The 14,923-nt window shown below is 38.7% G+C and carries 18 protein-coding genes and 1 pseudogene; 16 read left to right on the top strand and 3 right to left on the bottom strand.

Annotation, left to right across the window (positions count from 1 at the left end; translation table 11 throughout):
* Positions 1 to 11: 11 nt before the first annotated feature.
* From J2Z37_RS15590 to J2Z37_RS15630, 9 genes and pseudogenes are all read left to right on the top strand, one after another.
* Positions 12 to 692, top strand: a complete 681-nt coding sequence (locus J2Z37_RS15590) for an AraC family transcriptional regulator (RefSeq protein WP_209811218.1) — start codon at positions 12 to 14, stop codon at positions 690 to 692.
* 30 nt (positions 693 to 722) lie between these two features.
* Positions 723 to 1,166, top strand: coding sequence for an SRPBCC family protein (locus tag J2Z37_RS15595; RefSeq protein WP_209811219.1), 444 nt, complete (start codon positions 723 to 725; stop codon positions 1,164 to 1,166).
* A 165-nt stretch (positions 1,167 to 1,331) separates the two neighbouring features.
* Positions 1,332 to 1,814: a DUF2975 domain-containing protein gene (locus J2Z37_RS15600; protein WP_209811220.1), complete on the top strand. Its 483-nt coding sequence runs from the start codon at positions 1,332 to 1,334 to the stop codon at positions 1,812 to 1,814.
* A gap of 68 nt (positions 1,815 to 1,882) precedes the next feature.
* The gene (locus tag J2Z37_RS15605; protein WP_209811221.1) at positions 1,883 to 2,203 is read left to right on the top strand and encodes a hypothetical protein; all 321 of its coding nucleotides are present in this window, start codon (positions 1,883 to 1,885) and stop codon (positions 2,201 to 2,203) included.
* 412 nt (positions 2,204 to 2,615) lie between these two features.
* On the top strand, positions 2,616 to 3,056 hold the full coding sequence (locus J2Z37_RS15610) for an NUDIX domain-containing protein (protein WP_209811222.1): 441 nt from the start codon (positions 2,616 to 2,618) through the stop codon (positions 3,054 to 3,056).
* Between the two features lie 173 nt (positions 3,057 to 3,229).
* On the top strand, positions 3,230 to 3,799 hold the full coding sequence (locus J2Z37_RS15615) for an SF0329 family protein (protein WP_209811223.1): 570 nt from the start codon (positions 3,230 to 3,232) through the stop codon (positions 3,797 to 3,799).
* A gap of 25 nt (positions 3,800 to 3,824) precedes the next feature.
* On the top strand, positions 3,825 to 4,487 hold the full coding sequence (locus J2Z37_RS15620; protein WP_209811224.1) for an AraC family transcriptional regulator: 663 nt from the start codon (positions 3,825 to 3,827) through the stop codon (positions 4,485 to 4,487).
* A 45-nt stretch (positions 4,488 to 4,532) separates the two neighbouring features.
* Positions 4,533 to 4,915: pseudogene (locus J2Z37_RS15625) on the top strand (DUF2975 domain-containing protein); the annotation flags it as partial.
* Positions 4,916 to 5,837: 922 nt separating this feature from the next.
* On the top strand, positions 5,838 to 6,116 hold the full coding sequence (locus tag J2Z37_RS15630) for a DUF2277 domain-containing protein (protein WP_209811225.1): 279 nt from the start codon (positions 5,838 to 5,840) through the stop codon (positions 6,114 to 6,116).
* A gap of 608 nt (positions 6,117 to 6,724) precedes the next feature.
* On the opposite strand, the gene J2Z37_RS15640 is transcribed toward J2Z37_RS15630, so the two are convergent.
* A complete protein-coding gene (locus J2Z37_RS15640) occupies positions 6,725 to 7,759 on the bottom strand; it encodes a hypothetical protein (RefSeq protein WP_209811226.1) in 1,035 nt (344 codons plus the stop codon).
* Between the two features lie 500 nt (positions 7,760 to 8,259).
* Here J2Z37_RS15640 and J2Z37_RS15645 point away from each other — a divergent pair, with 500 nt between their 5' ends.
* The 7 genes from J2Z37_RS15645 (at position 8,260) to J2Z37_RS15670 (ending at position 13,120) form a co-directional block, all read left to right on the top strand.
* Positions 8,260 to 8,712, top strand: a complete 453-nt coding sequence (locus J2Z37_RS15645) for a VOC family protein (RefSeq protein ID WP_209811227.1) — start codon at positions 8,260 to 8,262, stop codon at positions 8,710 to 8,712.
* A 460-nt stretch (positions 8,713 to 9,172) separates the two neighbouring features.
* Positions 9,173 to 9,331 (top strand): hypothetical protein, encoded by a 159-nt coding sequence (locus tag J2Z37_RS15650; protein WP_245203851.1) that lies wholly within the window; start codon positions 9,173 to 9,175, stop codon positions 9,329 to 9,331.
* 235 nt (positions 9,332 to 9,566) lie between these two features.
* Positions 9,567 to 10,283: a haloacid dehalogenase type II gene (locus J2Z37_RS15655; protein ID WP_209811228.1), complete on the top strand. Its 717-nt coding sequence runs from the start codon at positions 9,567 to 9,569 to the stop codon at positions 10,281 to 10,283.
* 170 nt (positions 10,284 to 10,453) lie between these two features.
* On the top strand, positions 10,454 to 10,594 hold the full coding sequence (locus tag J2Z37_RS25575; protein ID WP_280922227.1) for a DUF3953 domain-containing protein: 141 nt from the start codon (positions 10,454 to 10,456) through the stop codon (positions 10,592 to 10,594).
* Positions 10,595 to 11,060: 466 nt separating this feature from the next.
* The gene (locus J2Z37_RS15665) at positions 11,061 to 12,110 is read left to right on the top strand and encodes a DUF1835 domain-containing protein (RefSeq protein ID WP_245203852.1); all 1,050 of its coding nucleotides are present in this window, start codon (positions 11,061 to 11,063) and stop codon (positions 12,108 to 12,110) included.
* 149 nt (positions 12,111 to 12,259) lie between these two features.
* Positions 12,260 to 12,388: a hypothetical protein gene (locus J2Z37_RS25875; protein WP_280922226.1), complete on the top strand. Its 129-nt coding sequence runs from the start codon at positions 12,260 to 12,262 to the stop codon at positions 12,386 to 12,388.
* A 165-nt stretch (positions 12,389 to 12,553) separates the two neighbouring features.
* Positions 12,554 to 13,120, top strand: a complete 567-nt coding sequence (locus J2Z37_RS15670; RefSeq protein ID WP_209811229.1) for an MOSC domain-containing protein — start codon at positions 12,554 to 12,556, stop codon at positions 13,118 to 13,120.
* 139 nt (positions 13,121 to 13,259) lie between these two features.
* Here J2Z37_RS15670 and J2Z37_RS15675 read toward each other — a convergent pair whose 3' ends face one another.
* Both J2Z37_RS15675 and J2Z37_RS15680 read right to left on the bottom strand, forming a co-directional pair.
* The gene (locus J2Z37_RS15675; protein ID WP_209811230.1) at positions 13,260 to 13,745 is read right to left on the bottom strand and encodes a GNAT family N-acetyltransferase; all 486 of its coding nucleotides are present in this window, start codon (positions 13,743 to 13,745) and stop codon (positions 13,260 to 13,262) included.
* 726 nt (positions 13,746 to 14,471) lie between these two features.
* Positions 14,472 to 14,834, bottom strand: coding sequence for a winged helix-turn-helix transcriptional regulator (locus tag J2Z37_RS15680; protein ID WP_209811231.1), 363 nt, complete (start codon positions 14,832 to 14,834; stop codon positions 14,472 to 14,474).
* Between the last annotated feature and the right edge of the window lie 89 nt (positions 14,835 to 14,923).

A 14,923-nucleotide genomic window follows, 5' to 3' on the forward strand; every position in this document is an offset into this window, starting at 1 on the left:
GAAGGTTAACGATGATGCAAAGAACATTACATATACTGAATGGGCAAGAAATGTATCATTATTTCCAAAAGACAAATTATCTTGGGAAAGAGTTGATGATCCCCTTTAACGAGGCCATGTGTTTTGGAGACACCTGCGATGATCTATTTTCACCTGAATTTATTGCTATTCGGTCAAAAGTTCATCATGTCACTCCAGAAATATATGCCGAAATTACGTTAAAGCCATTACAGCCTCTGTTTAGCGAAAAATTCCCCCAAATTGCATTATGGTTTGATAGTGATATGTTTTGTCAGATCAATCTTCTTACTGTTCTTGCTTGGTTAGACCATACAAATTATGAAGGAGAAATGACGCTTCATATCGTCGGCGAAAAATTTGAACCACTGAGATCTTTCACCCTAAACAAGGTGGAAGGATATTATGAACTTTACAAACAAGTGTTGATTCATAGAGAGACCCCTAAGAATATAGCTTTGATCCCTTTAAAGAAAGGGATCGAACTTTATTTAAACTATCTTCAAAAAGACAGTGATTTACTGATGTTTATTGAAAGACACCCAGATGTTCCAGAAGAGGAACTTGTGTCTTTGCTCATTGAAAAATTCAGGGATTATGGATTAGGAGATACACAATACTTAGAGATTATAAAATCCCTACGAGAAAAACAATATGGTAAAATATGGTTATAGATGACGTGACACAAAGGAGGAACAATGAACATGCCCACAACTGAACCGGAATTTACCATTACCCGCCCCCTGAATGCCCGCAGCGAACTCGTGTGGCGTGCCTGGACCGAGAAGAAGGAGCTCGCCGCATGGTTGCCTTCGACGCCCCTGGAGTCTATCTCGTTCGACGTCCGTGAAGGCGGACGCTACCGGTACACAATGGTCAACATCGAGACCGGCGAGGAGTATCACACGGGAGGTGTCTTCCTAGATGTTGTCCCTTTCGAACGGCTCGTCTTCACTTGGGGTTACCCCGATGATCCCGTTGAGAACTCCCCTGTCGCGACCCTAACCCTCACTGCACAGGGCAACCGCACCAAGATGATCTTCCACCTGCGCGGATTCGCCGGTCACCCCGGTGATAAGTACGTGTATGACGGCTGGGCCGGAGCACTTGACGATCTGATGACGCACCTGCACAAACGGAAGCAGTAGAATACGAGCAAGAGAAAACGTTTTAAGAGCATTTCTTTGTAATGAGAAATGCTTTTAATTTTGCTGAAATTAAAGAATATATAACAAAAACGATATTAATTTATTGTAAAACGATAAACTATATGGTAAAGTCAAAACTGACATTAGATAAGTGAGGTGTTCTTTATGAAACGAGCAACAACACTTTTTTTAAAGATAGCTGTTATTCTTATTGGAATCCCAATTATCGCTTTGTGCATATTTTTAGTGCCTAAGATTGGGGATTTTGCTGGAGAATTGTATCCAGAAATGGTTTATATGAAATCTCTCGTTTTAACCGATATGTACGCGGCAGCGATCCCTTTTTACTTTGCTCTGTATCAGGCTTTTAGACTTTTAAACTATATTGATAAGAACCAAGCGTTCTCGGAATTATCCGTAAAGGCTTTAAAGAACATAAAATACTGTGCCATCACAATCAGTTCGTTGTACTTGCTAGGTATGCCACTCTACTATCTCATGGGGAAGAGAGTTGACCCTCCAAGTTTCATACCAATGGGATTAGTCATTATTTTCGCCTCTATGGTGATTGCTTTTTTTGCTGCTGTTCTTCAAAGACTTTTACAAGAAGCTATTCATATCAAATCAGAAAATGATTTAACGGTCTGAGGTGGAGCATATTGCAATTATTATTAATATTAGTAAACCAAACATAATTGAATAAGGGGGAGCAGGAAATGTTTGCACAATTATTTTTAGGGATTTATTTTGTAGTAAAAGGCATTGTAGAACATTACGCAAGAAAACCCAATTTGTTTCTTTCGGAAGGCACAATACAGAGTATTTCTAAAGAGAACTTGCCAAGCTATCTGAAAAGGGTTGGTGAAATTCATATCTTTCTTGGTATTTTTATTGCAATAATGGGACAAATAGAGCACTGGTATAATCCAGAAATATGGATTTTTATTATGACATACATCATTTTTGGATTTGCTTGTATAGGGATGATAGTTTATTTAAATAAAAAATACTCAGGTGACTATATATTACGATTATAATAAAATACCTATTATGGCTTTTAAGGCAAACGAAGGAGAATTAAACAAGATAGAAGAAGAATGGAATAATATTACAGGTAATCAAATAAAAAGGTTGAAAAAAGACAATTGCATCAAATAGGTTAATATTTTAAAAAAATGATTTGGCTTTTTGGAAGCCGCCTTCTTTTTCGGCTGGGTTATGATTCTCTTTTATTTTTTAAGTAATAATAATAAAATAAAGATGAACTGGAAAATTGTAGCTAGGGTTCCGCTAACTAGGTAGGTCAGTGACCGAGGGCTACATCTTTTATAATATATAAAAGGCACCTATTGACATAAAAGGTCCGAGGGGAAGGGTTTAGCGTATTTGTTATGCGTTGAAATCTTTCTCCTCGGACCTTTTTTATTATTTCTAAGGGAGGGCTATTGTATGGAAAGAATTGATGATATAAAAGCTGGTGTCGCAGTTATTATTCTGAATAAAAAGAACGAAGTTTTGTTGCAAAAAAGGTCTGATGTAGGACTTTGGGGTATACCTTCAGGGCATATAGAAATAGGAGAAACAGTTTCCGAAGCTGCTATAAGGGAGGTAAAAGAAGAAACTAATCTAGATATAAATATAAAAAAGCTCATTGGTGTGTACTCTGACCCTCATTCACAAGTGTTTGAGTACCCAAATGGTAGAATAGTACATTTTATAACAACTTGTTTCCTTGCTGAAATTACTGGTGGAGAAATAAAATGTAATTCAGATGAGTCACTAGAAATTAAGTTTTTTGAACAGCATAAGCTACCGCAAGACTTATTGAAAATGCACCCTAGCTGGTTAAAGGATGCCTTAGCCAATGAAGGATCAGCGTTTATTCGTTAGGAAAATGTTATTACGGAGATAAACCAGTTTCAACTTATGGTAAAATGGGGGGAGAATTTTTGGGCTTGATTAAATCGAAAATGATTTAATGAAATCAATGTGCTTGTGGATCATGGATCATGCGGATGTAATTATCCAATAGGTATTAATAATATGGAACATAGGAGGATCACATGTCCTGGAGCAAAGTGAAGCAGAATCTGGAGAGTTTTCTTTGTCCTGCGTTATATGGAAGAGTCGAATACCTTGCAACCAGCTATCGCTATTTACCTGATAAAGCAGGACTTTGTTATATTGCAGTAGATAAAAAGAATGTACTCAATATGAGTGATAGAACGACCACAATCAAATGGTATGAAACGGAGCAGGGAATTAAGAATGATCCAGATATCGAAATTCCTATTACCAATGAAGAAATTGAAGCGGTCAGAAAAGATACGAAGGGGAAAGTTCCTGAGGATCGTCTAAAAGTAATAGTAAGAAGTAGAAAAATATCAGAATATGCAAAGGAGCTTTTGTCAGCACAGTCAGCTTTAAGTAAATCAAACTTTATCGTTGTAGCTAATAAATTTTTGTCCATTTCTATAGAGGAAAGCTTAGAGAGCAATGATATTTTATTGAATATTCTTGCCTTGGTAGACAGAAGAGTTGGGAAAAAGCGAATGTTGAATATGACCGAGAAAATGAAGTTAAAGCATCCGGTTGTTCAGTATTTTTATGAACTGCGGCTTAGTACGTTTTGATAGCAAATGGAGGGAGGGGTTAACGATGATGCAAAGAACATTACATATACTGAATGGGAAAGAAATGTATCATTATTTCCAAAAGACACATTATCTTGGGAAAGAGTTGATGATCCCCTTTAACGAGGCAATGTGTTTTGGAGACACCTGCGAGGATCTATTTTCAGCTGAATTTACCGATATTCGGTCAAAGGTTCATCATGTCACACCAGAAATATATGCCGAAATTACGTTAAAGCCATTACAGCCTCTCTTTAGCGGGAATTTCTCCCGAATGGCATTATGGTTTGATAGTGATATGTTTTGTCAGATCAATCTCCTCACCGTTCTTGCTTGGTTAGACCATACAAATTATGAAGGTGAATTGACGCTTCATATCGTTGGCGAAAAATTTGAACCACTGAGATCCTTCACCCTAAACAAGGTGGAAGGATATTATGAACTATACAAACAAGTGTTGATTCATAGAGAGGCCCCTATGAATATAGCTTTGATTCCTTTAAAAGAAGGGATTGAACTTTATTTAAACTACCTTCATAAAGACAGTGATTTACTGATGTTTATTGAAAGACACCCAGATGTTCCTGAAGAGGAACTTGTGTCTTTACTCATTGAAAAATTCAGGGATTATGGGTTAGGAGATACACAATACTTAGAAATTATAAAATCCCTTCGAGAAAAACTCTGATTTCACTAATAAAAGCATTTCTTTGTAATGAGAAATGCTTTTTATTTTGCCGGAGAATTGTATCCAGAAATGGCTTATATGAAATCTCTCGTTTTAATCGATATGTACGCGGCAGCGATCCCTTTTTACTTTGCTCTGTATCAGGCTTTTAGACTTTTAAACTATATTGATAAGAACCAAGCGTTCTTGGAGTTATCTGTAAAGGCCTTAAAGATATAAAATACTGTGCTATCACAATCAGTTCCTTGTACCTGCTAGGTATGCCACTCTACTATCTCATGGGGAAGAGAGTTGACCCTCCAAGTTTCATACCAATGGGATTGGTCATTATTTTCGCCGCTATGGTGATCGCTGTTTTTGCTGCTGTTCTCCAAAGACTTTTACAAGAAGCTATTCATATCAAATCAGAAAATGATTTAACGGTCTGAGGTACATATGAAAAGGGGTCATTTTTACTCTACTTTTGGCACAGAAGCGAAACTTATAAAAGAAACCGTATAAATGATACAAGCACCAATTACTCATTATCAAAGAAGTCGACTGGGTGGTCTATTAAGGTGATTTGATCATTGCTCAGACATAAAGCCTGGTTAAAACCTGGCTTTTTATTAACGAAACATGAAACGTCTATCCTATGGTCTATTTTTCCTCTCTATAAACACTGGCCCTATCAATTGAAATCTTTTGACATACGATAAATGGAAATTGATAATAAATTATTCACCTAAATAAAAAAGGAGTGAATTATATGGGGATAAGAACGCATTGTCCAGATTCGGAGACATGCTTTCAGGTAAGTGGATTATTAGGAGGATTACAAGACTTTACATTATCACCTAGTCTACTCCCTACTCTACAAAGGATAACGGTGAGAATACCTCAAGGAAAAAGTCTTGTAATTAAAAGAACAAGATTCTTCATTAGTGACCAAAGGAATAGATTTCGTATCGAACTCGAAGAGCCTTTTGATGCTCTGAAGTATATATCATTTTCTAATAGTGACGAAGAAACGCCTAATTTTACATTAGTTACTAATACCACTTTTTCTCCTATTTTAGTTGAAATAAAATTTAGAGTAACTAACACATCCACTGAGAACACGTTCATTAGTCCTGAAAGTGGATGGTGGGTTGACTTCGCCATTGAGTAATATAAAAATAGACTTTTTTTTTGAGGGTATTTTTATGTTTCAGAAAGTACGAGTTGTTATTTCTCTACCGAAGATCAATAGCAGAATAAACGAACAAAAGAATCCAGATGAATTTCGGCAAAGTATCATTCAATTGGCTGGCGGGGAGGGGTAGAGTGTAGTAAAATTGACAAAATAATGGTAATCATAAGGAGAAAAATATGTGCCGAAACATTAAGACACTATTCAATTTCGACCCTCCAGCTACCGAGCATGAGATTATGGCAGCATCGCACCAATTCGTTAGAAAGCTCTCGGGCTTCAACGTGCCTTCAAAAGCTAACGAGGAGGCGTATAATCGCGCCATTAAAGAGGTGGCTTTGGTTGCACGAAATTTGTTGGACTCATTGGTAACCAATGCCGAACCACGTAATCGCGAGGTCGAAATTCAACGTGCTCGCTCAAGAGCTGCAAAGAGATTCGGAACCAGTGATGATTAAGGTGAAAGGACCAGCAATAAAAGAAATTGAACTTTTGTGTGTTTATATTTTTGAAAATTAAATCGTCCAACGACACCAACATTAGTCCATTAAAGATGGACTTTTTTGTAGTTAGTAGAATATTTCATTTGGGATTAGCAATCCATAAGAAACAACCCAACCTGAAATGTCCTATAATATAGTTAATGTAGATATCTCTCATGAACAAAGGAGAACTGAAAATGAGAAAACTTGTTCTGTTTCTGCACGCATCGCTTGACGGTTTTCTAGAAGGGCCGAACGGTGAAATGGATTGGCTGGATTTCCTACGATGCTGATTTGGAGAAACCTTTAATAAAACTCTGACATTAAAACCATCTGTTTGTCCTACGAATTTTGGCATCACTTTCTCAACTAACGGTCCCGCAACAAAAATTACTAACAAAACAACGATAATCCACATAAACGGAATAATCTTTAACGTTTCTAAATAATTTTCTTTACTGAATCCTCGTTCCATCCCAAAAATAATCGGGGCGATAGTGTTTACTGAATTTCCATATTCTGCACCTAGTAAATAAAAAAGCCATGAAATTCATCGGAGGTTGAATTTCATGGCTACTTAGAAATTATCTACTAGCGTTGAAGCCGATAAAAGCTTTTGTATTGAAATCGAACACCACTGTCAATGGTCCAAGCAGCTCGTCTTGGTCCGTGTTGTAAGTAACTGTCACAAAGTTTCCGCTCGCAGCTTGAACGTCTTCGAGCAATTTCTTCTGCTCGGCTGTGGGAGCTAATACGCCAACCTCTCTAGAGGAGACAATGTGAACGGCTGCTTCGTCTTGCTTCGTCGTAATATGGGACGATTGAACACTCACTTGCGCCCATGCCAAGTTACGGTATTCCTGTGCGGTCTCTGGCGACATTTTCAGTCCACCTGTAACAGGCGCTTGAGCCTGAACAACTAGGAGGAAAACAGGGCTTTGTGGAGGGAGGCTTTTCGTCTCGAATGGACCGTAGTAGGCTTTTACTTTCGTACCGGCCTTCAGGTCCTCCCAATTCACGGACTCGCCTTGGGACGTCATGACACGCGTTTCCTTACCTGCGTTCAGTACCAAAGCGTCGCCTAATTGAACTTGCCAGCCGTCATCCGTATGTTTCACAGCTTTAATTGTATCTTCTTTGACCGCGCGAGCTGCGTGAACGTTAATACTTACGGCTTGTGCTTGGCCTGGGAAGCTCATCGCCATGGCTGGTCCGAACTCCGCATCGATTTGTGTGCCGGCTTTCAAATCGGTAGGGGTTAGCGTTTTTCCGTCTAGACTTTTAATAGCTGTCGATTTGTCTACAATCAAAATGACCCATGTGCTGCCGAGCAGCTCGACACGGTATTTTCCGTCTTCTTTAGCCTGCACGCTTACGATCACACCGGAGGCACGCATCAGGTCAGCCGCTTCGTCGAGCTCGATTTCTTTATTCGCTACATCGTAATTTAAAGTATATCCAAGCTTAGTCGCAGCATCGTGCACCGGTATATACGCTTTTCCATCGATATAGACAGGCGTAAGCAAGCTGTCTTGTCCGTTAACAAGAACCTTTACATCTTTTTGTATGTAACCTGTAACCTTTTCTACCAAATCTTCAGCTCCGACTGCGGCCGTCATGCCGAGTATCCCAGCCAAAGTTAATAATACAGTTTGTTTCTTTTTCATACAAAAAGCTCCTTCCGATTCTGAGATTGATGAGCGTTAATCATGTTGACAATCCATCAGACGGAAATTAGTTCGAATAGGTTGCGGATGACCAATTTATGATCTAAAAAAAAGATGTAACTAATGGAAGTCCATAGTTCAATAACGGGTTGCTTGTGCGGCAGCCGTTTTTTGTTACTCAACTAAACGGAAGTTTAGTTAGAGAAGGGGTATCTACGTAATTTTTTTACGTAAAACGATCTTATTACGGTAATTACGAATTGAATTTCGTAGATAAAAGTTAATATGACATATTCGAAAACCAAACTTCACATTTTACCATACTGTGACTTATCTTTGTTATCGTGAACTGTGATAAGTTGTTAATCGCTTGGAGGGAATTTGTAATTCTTGAATAGAATAAATAGGAAGATGATCAGGTAATAAATTTGTACACATAAGGAGCTAAAAATATGAAAAAAAACAAATTACTAAGAATGGACAATGTTGGCATCGTTGTAGAATCCCTTGATGACGCAATTTCTTTCTTCGGGGAGATTGGCTTGAAGCTCGAAGGACGAGCTACTGTCGAAGGTGAATGGGCTGGTAGCGTAACCGGGCTGGGTTCACAGAGTGTAGAGATTGCTATGATGGTTACCCCTGATGGCCATAGCCGACTTGAACTTTCGCGATTTCTCACCCCACCTACTATATCAGATCACCGAACTGCTCCTGTAAATGCCCTCGGTTATCTACGCGTCATGTTCACCGTTGAAGACATTGACGAAATGGTATCCAGACTCACTAAGTATGGTGCTCAGCTCGTTGGCGAAGTGGTTCAGTACGAGGACTCGTATCGGCTCTGCTACATTCGTGGAATTGAAGGGCTTCTAATCGGTTTGGCGGAACAACTCGGTAATAAATAAGTGACGTTTAAAAGTAGACTTAACTGAAATATGCATTACTAGATTAAAAAATAGAAACAGAAAAGCAGTGTGAAAGTATCTCAAAGAAGTCGGGTGCATCAATTATATAATCACCGCATTCACGCTCGGGATCTGGGCGCCCCTCGGTCCCAGAAACAAATTCTAATTCCAGGAGATAAAATTAATGTTGATCAACTAAACATCCCATAACAGTTGAAAATGGAGTAGCACAACCACCTCAAATCCCAGGGCATGGGGTGATTTTTGACGATAAAAAATTGTCATCCTATCGAGTGGATCAATCAGCATTAAGGAAGCTGGATCTGCGTAGTTCTAAATAATGGTTATCTTAAACCCGATACCCATTCATTATTGGGCTATTTGACAGTTATCTGCTAGGAATTATCGGAAGTTTTCTTGAAGTATTTGATAAAGGATTAATCAAAGGAGGAAATATGGTATGAACAAACTTAGTTTGTATACAAAATTCACGACTCATGAAGGTCAACGTGATCCACTTGTTCAAATGCTGTTGGAAGCTGCAAATGGTATGGAATCAGTTGACGGTTGCGACCTATATGTTGTAAACATTCTTGATAGCGATCCTAATTGTGTTTGAGAATAAAACAAGCCAGGCTGCTGCTTAACGGTCATCATCGAGGCTATGATGACCAAAAGGTCATTTGAAAACATGAGAAAACGGTCATCAAACGGAGGGAGGGGTCAGACCCCATCTCTAAGTTGAAGCTTTAGCTTGCGAAGTCGTAGATCCGAAGTTTCTACAACGATGGAGGATTTGAGAATCCAAAGGAGAATAAGGGAAGGTATAATAGCGAAAAAAAGAGGGTGTTGATATGTTAAATACTAGTAGAATTAAGGCTCTTACTTTCGATGTGTTTGGAACCGTGGTTGATTATCGATCTACTATTATTAAAGAGGGAAAACAATGGAATGAACTGAAGGGGCTTCAGGTCGATTGGGCAAAGTTTGCGGATAGATGGAGAAGTTGTTACCGGCCAAATATGGACCGCGTGCTGAGTGGAGAGCTTCCCTGGATGAATCTCGATGCATTACATAGGATGGCATTAGAAATGCTTCTCCAGGAGTTTGAAGTGGAAGGTTTAACTGAACAGGAAATTGATCAACTCAATCGTGTCTGGCACCGCTTGGAGCCATGGGGTGATTCCGTGCTGGGTCTACAAAGACTAAAACAAAAATTTACGATTTCTACCTTATCAAATGGGAACATATCCTTGCTTACGAATATGGCAAAGCACAGTTCTTTGCCTTGGGATGTCATTCTCACGCCGTCCCTCGTTCAAACCTACAAGCCAGATCTGGCGGCTTATCGCATGGCCATCGAACTGCTTGATCTCGAACCAGACCAAGTGATGATGGTTGCCGCACATCAATCAGATTTACAAGCCGCCCAAAAAGTGGGCATGAAAACGGCTTTTGTACCGAGGCCCTTGGAATTTGGATGGGCGAACATCGCAGATCAAACACCTGAATTTGATTTTGATGTCGTTGCCAGGGATTTCATAGATTTAGCTCAACAGCTTGGAGCCTAGTAGATTCCTCTGAGCATGGAAGTATTTTTACGAGTTTTAACGGGTAAAGACCTTAAAGATTTGAGGAGGATCCATTGCTTCATTTAATGAGAAATATATTTAGAATAGTTGTTCTTGTTATAGCAATCTATAGTATATTTACAAGAAACTCTACGTTAATGCCATATTTGATGTTGTTCCTGGGTGTATTTATGTTTTTAACAGGATGGGTTGAACTCCGAAAAGACAGAAGAGGATTTTGGGGATATATGAGCATAATAGTTGCTTTGTTTGCTTTTTTTGTTTCCATACAGGGATTCTTGTTAAAGTAAACTGATTTAATTAAGGAAAACAGGGAGTAGGGAACACAAAGGGCTTGGATAATAGTATGAAACATTTGAGAGTAAGGTATCGATTCCATTTGATGCCAGCAAGTATATCGATTAGGGATATCTAGCCTTGAGGGGGGAAATGGGTTTATCCCTTCACGGCTGGAGTCATCCAGCATGCATAAAGGCAGGATAGTGTGGGCAACGCTTCCCTTTTGAGCGTATCAAGAGGATAACTGTTTATTTAATTAAACCAATGATTAAACGGATCACGTATTACGATTAACGTCACTTACGGATTACATTTTACGGACTTTCTTTCTCATGCAATCAGAGTTTCGCCCCGTTTCTTGCGCTGCACTCCTTAAAGTAGACATTGGATAGAATCATCCTTGTTTACTTTACAGGGGTGCTTTTGTTATAAAAGAGAAATGGACTTTTGTGGTAGTATACTCTGTAGGGGGGAACTATGTTGATGGATGACCTGAAAAAAATCGTAAAAGAATCGACGGAAGACGAAGTAAAATCACTTTTATATCTAATTTTTTTACGAATCCAAATGGTTGAAGAAACAAAACAGGATTTAGATGAACAATTGGTGAAGGATTTAAAGAAGATATATCATGATTTTCTAAACTATAAAAGAAATCAACTTCCGAATGTGCAAAATCAGAGCTACAAAGTTGTAAATCTTGTTTTTGGTGATTCACCTTCTGGAAGTTTGAAAATAGGGTTAAAAGAAATGGGATTGCAAAACGAAGAAGATGTCATCTCATTTTCGGATTTATTTTCTATTGGCCCTGTTTGGCAATTGCATGAGGCGAACGGGCTGAACCACCGGTTTGAATGGTTAAAAAACCATATCATTTTTGATGACGAGTATATAGACTCCTATCAAGATCATTTCCGTCATACGACCTCACAGATCAACGCTATTCCGGAGAATACACCTATTGTCATTTGGATCGGAGAAAATGCCCACGAACAAACAGGTTTAAGGTATGTTCTCTATTTATTAAAGGAAAAATCAAACGATATTTTCCTAATGAATACCACGACAAAATATAAAAATCTATTTCCTGTCCCCGATGCGGAAATTTTCCCTTTGCATACAGGAGAAATTTCACCAGAAAAATTTCGGTTAATCTATGAAAAGAGTAAGGAAGTTTACCCATTAACGCAAGAGGAACGTCACCATTTTGAAGACGAATGGGAAAAGTTATCGACAAAACAAGAAGTGCTAAGGGTCTGGGGAAAGAATGAAATAAGCAGTGTAAATGAAGACTACTTTGATGATTACATCATCCATTCAGCCAGAAGGCTACAGCGAAGGGATGCTAAGTTTATGAAATCAGCACGGCTTGTTGGGGAAGTCATCGGACATTTACAACAATATATCGGGGATGGGTTTGTTGAGTATAGGGTAAGACATTTAATCATGAATGGCATTTTTGAAATAAAAGGTATTCCAAAAGCCATGAGGTATTACAGTGTGAAACTTAAAAACACTAAGGATTAATTAAATTTAACAATTGAAGGCGTTCCTCTAAATTAATAATTTATTAATAATTTGTTTAGATCCTTTCAAGAACTCCCTTCTATAATGAAAGGCAAGGAGACGCTCTTTGGCAATGTTTCCCCTGATATTTTGGAAGGAGGAGATATAGAATGCTATTTCTTCTATTGAGTTGTATCGTTCTTTTAGGATTAAGTATCCTCACAGCCTCCCCAAAAGAGGTACACAACAATCACCAAGAAGAATTTGTTCCAGAAGAGTATCTTACAGACTTAGTATAAACTTTAGGGTGGAGCGAACTTTCGCTCCTTTTTGCTATGATTTGGGGTCCTAAATACAACGATTGGGCAGGGGAATTTGATTAATGGGGTCACCGTTATATAATGTTAGTTAACTCATTTAGATGCTACAATGAGTTGTATAATCAATCCTGGAGGCAGTATCAGATGAAGACCGCTGAAGCAACAGTTCGTGCATTGCTAATAGCCGATAACCCTGAATCGTTTGTAACGCGCCGTATTCCTGAAGTGAATCTGGAATTTGGTGGAATACCCGGTGACCGACACTTTGGTGTAACATGTCCCGCAGATTCCCGTCAACCTATGTATCCAAGGGGCACTGAAATTCTCAATCGCCGTCAAATTACCATACTGTCAGAAGAAGAATGCCATAAAATAGCTCAACAATTGGGCATTGAAGTGGTTTTGCCTGAATGGCTAGGAGCAAATGTATTGTTAAGGGGGTTTCCTGAACTTACTAGGTTAACGATGGGTTCACGAATTCTATTCCCCAATGGTGCAGGGCTGATTTGTATGGGGGAAAATCAACCTTGTACATTCCCAGGTGAGGTAGTTCAAAAACATTATGATCATGTTCCCAACTTGGTGAATGAATTTGTTCGGGCAGCATATAAGCGAAGAGGGATTGTTTGTGCGGTTGAACGAGCGGGTAAGATTCAGCAAGGAGATAAAGTTCGTATCTTAATCAATGATTTTTCCAACCCGATGCAATAAAAACAGCGTTTGAGACGCAGTATGTAACATCTGGTTAGTTAACAATGCCAAACTAAAGAAGAGTTGGCTTACATGGCTGCCATCTCTTTAACTGACAGGGTAGCCCTTTATGACGGTGAAGCAAAGCTTGACCGTCTTTTTATAGACTTTTAGTCATGTTATACCAAGTGACCCCGCCGTGTTGAGAGTTTGATACACCTCGATTTTGGTAACCCTTTCTTTCATAAAAATATACCAACTCTTCTTTACAAGTAAGCGTCACTGTATCACGTTGCTTCTCTTTTGCCGATCTTTCCAGATGGGCGAGCAGAGCTGATGCAATCCCTCGATTCTGAAAAAGGGGTGCAACCGCAATGCCAAGAATACTTTGATGCCCGCCGGTTGGGGGATTATCTTTGATGTCAGAAAATAAGTCATCGGTAATGAATGGTTGACTAATAACAGGGCCATTCACCAAACCAACAACCTGATTATCCACCACCGCTACAAAAAAACTATCCGCTATTCGTTGAATCCTCTCTTCAAACGCTGTCTTGGTCGCAGCTTCTTCTTTTGGAAAACATTGATGCTCAATCGCGACCAACCTAGGTAAATCCGTCCATTCTACGTTACGTATGTTAACCATCGTTGATAACCCTCCAAATGTGTAATTTAAATTTACAATACCTCAGTCTAGCACTTTATAACAATGTTCACCAATAAGGATATGGTAACTTAGCCTTTTGTTGATCGGGTGGACCAGCATCTAGTTTCCGATTTAGTTAGGACCTTTGTGCTTTTCCTGTTAGTGGCAGGTTTCCATATACCCCCGACTGTATTTATCCAACCGAATGAAGTTATTTGCCAGTAAACCCATCAAAAGTGCCAGTAAACCCTATGAAAACGCCAGTAAATGAATAAAAATGCCAGTAAATTAGACAGAGTGAAGGAGGTATGACGAATTTTCTTATAAAAGTATCATGACATAGATTCATTTTTATGTATATTAAACAGATACCCCTATGCCGTTCCCTCTAGGAACCCGTCCTGACACATTTTTTTACAAAGATCTAAAAAAATGCCAGTAACACTCAAAAAAGTGCCAGTAAACCTCAAAAAAACGCCAGTAACCCAGCCCATGATAGCTTGAGGACCTCAGGATTGTTTAGCTTTACTTTCTTCGCTATCGATCCTCATTTTATCATCGTCCACTATTCATAATTGGCATCCTATTTATAATAAATTACTTGTGAATCTTATTAATGACAATGGCACTTGGACGAGTAAAACAATAAAGATTATTGAAAATCAAGGTGTTATTGCGATGAAGGCGATTAATTACTAGTTAAACTAATCAAAACCGACTTAAATTTTACTGAATTGATTTTTCATTAGCGTTTTCTTCCAAAAACCTTGTAAAATGATCTCCCCAATCACAAATGGAAGTAACAACAGGTTCTAGTTTAAGACCAATTTCGCTAAGTTGATATTCCACTTTAGGAGGGACAACGGGGTATACCACTCTGGTAATAATTTGATCCTCTTCTAATTCCCTTAATTGTCTAATTAACATACGTTGATTGACATCTGGAAGAAAGTTTTGTATTTCGCTTAATCTTAATGGTGATTGTTGAAGTAAACACCATATGATGGCAATTTTCCAACGTCCCCCAATTACGGACAGAGCTAAATCTTTGCTAGTAAAGAAAGACTTTTCTTTATAATGAATGACCATCTATTCTCATACCTTTCCATTGTTCATTTAATTGTAGTGACAAAAATGTCAGTATTCCCTGGAGAATTATAATATGCAATGATGTAAAA

The organism is Ammoniphilus resinae (genome assembly GCF_017873965.1).
In the GTDB taxonomy this organism is placed as follows: Bacteria; Bacillota; Bacilli; order Aneurinibacillales; family RAOX-1; genus Ammoniphilus_A; species Ammoniphilus_A resinae.

Bases quoted from the DNA above. Each gene is read 5' to 3' on its own strand.
- J2Z37_RS15590 (WP_209811218.1), top strand. From the start codon at position 12: ATGATGCAAAGAACATTACATATACTGAATGGGCAAGAAATGTATCAT.
- J2Z37_RS15595 (WP_209811219.1), top strand. From the start codon at position 723: ATGCCCACAACTGAACCGGAATTTACCATTACCCGCCCCCTGAATGCC.
- J2Z37_RS15600 (WP_209811220.1), top strand. From the start codon at position 1,332: ATGAAACGAGCAACAACACTTTTTTTAAAGATAGCTGTTATTCTTATT.
- J2Z37_RS15605 (WP_209811221.1), top strand. From the start codon at position 1,883: ATGTTTGCACAATTATTTTTAGGGATTTATTTTGTAGTAAAAGGCATT.
- J2Z37_RS15610 (WP_209811222.1), top strand. From the start codon at position 2,616: ATGGAAAGAATTGATGATATAAAAGCTGGTGTCGCAGTTATTATTCTG.
- J2Z37_RS15615 (WP_209811223.1), top strand. From the start codon at position 3,230: ATGTCCTGGAGCAAAGTGAAGCAGAATCTGGAGAGTTTTCTTTGTCCT.
- J2Z37_RS15620 (WP_209811224.1), top strand. From the start codon at position 3,825: ATGATGCAAAGAACATTACATATACTGAATGGGAAAGAAATGTATCAT.
- J2Z37_RS15630 (WP_209811225.1), top strand. From the start codon at position 5,838: ATGTGCCGAAACATTAAGACACTATTCAATTTCGACCCTCCAGCTACC.
- J2Z37_RS15640 (WP_209811226.1), bottom strand. From the start codon at position 7,759: ATGACGGCCGCAGTCGGAGCTGAAGATTTGGTAGAAAAGGTTACAGGT.
- J2Z37_RS15645 (WP_209811227.1), top strand. From the start codon at position 8,260: ATGAAAAAAAACAAATTACTAAGAATGGACAATGTTGGCATCGTTGTA.
- J2Z37_RS15650 (WP_245203851.1), top strand. From the start codon at position 9,173: ATGAACAAACTTAGTTTGTATACAAAATTCACGACTCATGAAGGTCAA.
- J2Z37_RS15655 (WP_209811228.1), top strand. From the start codon at position 9,567: ATGTTAAATACTAGTAGAATTAAGGCTCTTACTTTCGATGTGTTTGGA.
- J2Z37_RS25575 (WP_280922227.1), top strand. From the start codon at position 10,454: ATGTTGTTCCTGGGTGTATTTATGTTTTTAACAGGATGGGTTGAACTC.
- J2Z37_RS15665 (WP_245203852.1), top strand. From the start codon at position 11,061: ATGTTGATGGATGACCTGAAAAAAATCGTAAAAGAATCGACGGAAGAC.
- J2Z37_RS25875 (WP_280922226.1), top strand. From the start codon at position 12,260: ATGCTATTTCTTCTATTGAGTTGTATCGTTCTTTTAGGATTAAGTATC.
- J2Z37_RS15670 (WP_209811229.1), top strand. From the start codon at position 12,554: ATGAAGACCGCTGAAGCAACAGTTCGTGCATTGCTAATAGCCGATAAC.
- J2Z37_RS15675 (WP_209811230.1), bottom strand. From the start codon at position 13,745: ATGGTTAACATACGTAACGTAGAATGGACGGATTTACCTAGGTTGGTC.
- J2Z37_RS15680 (WP_209811231.1), bottom strand. From the start codon at position 14,834: ATGGTCATTCATTATAAAGAAAAGTCTTTCTTTACTAGCAAAGATTTA.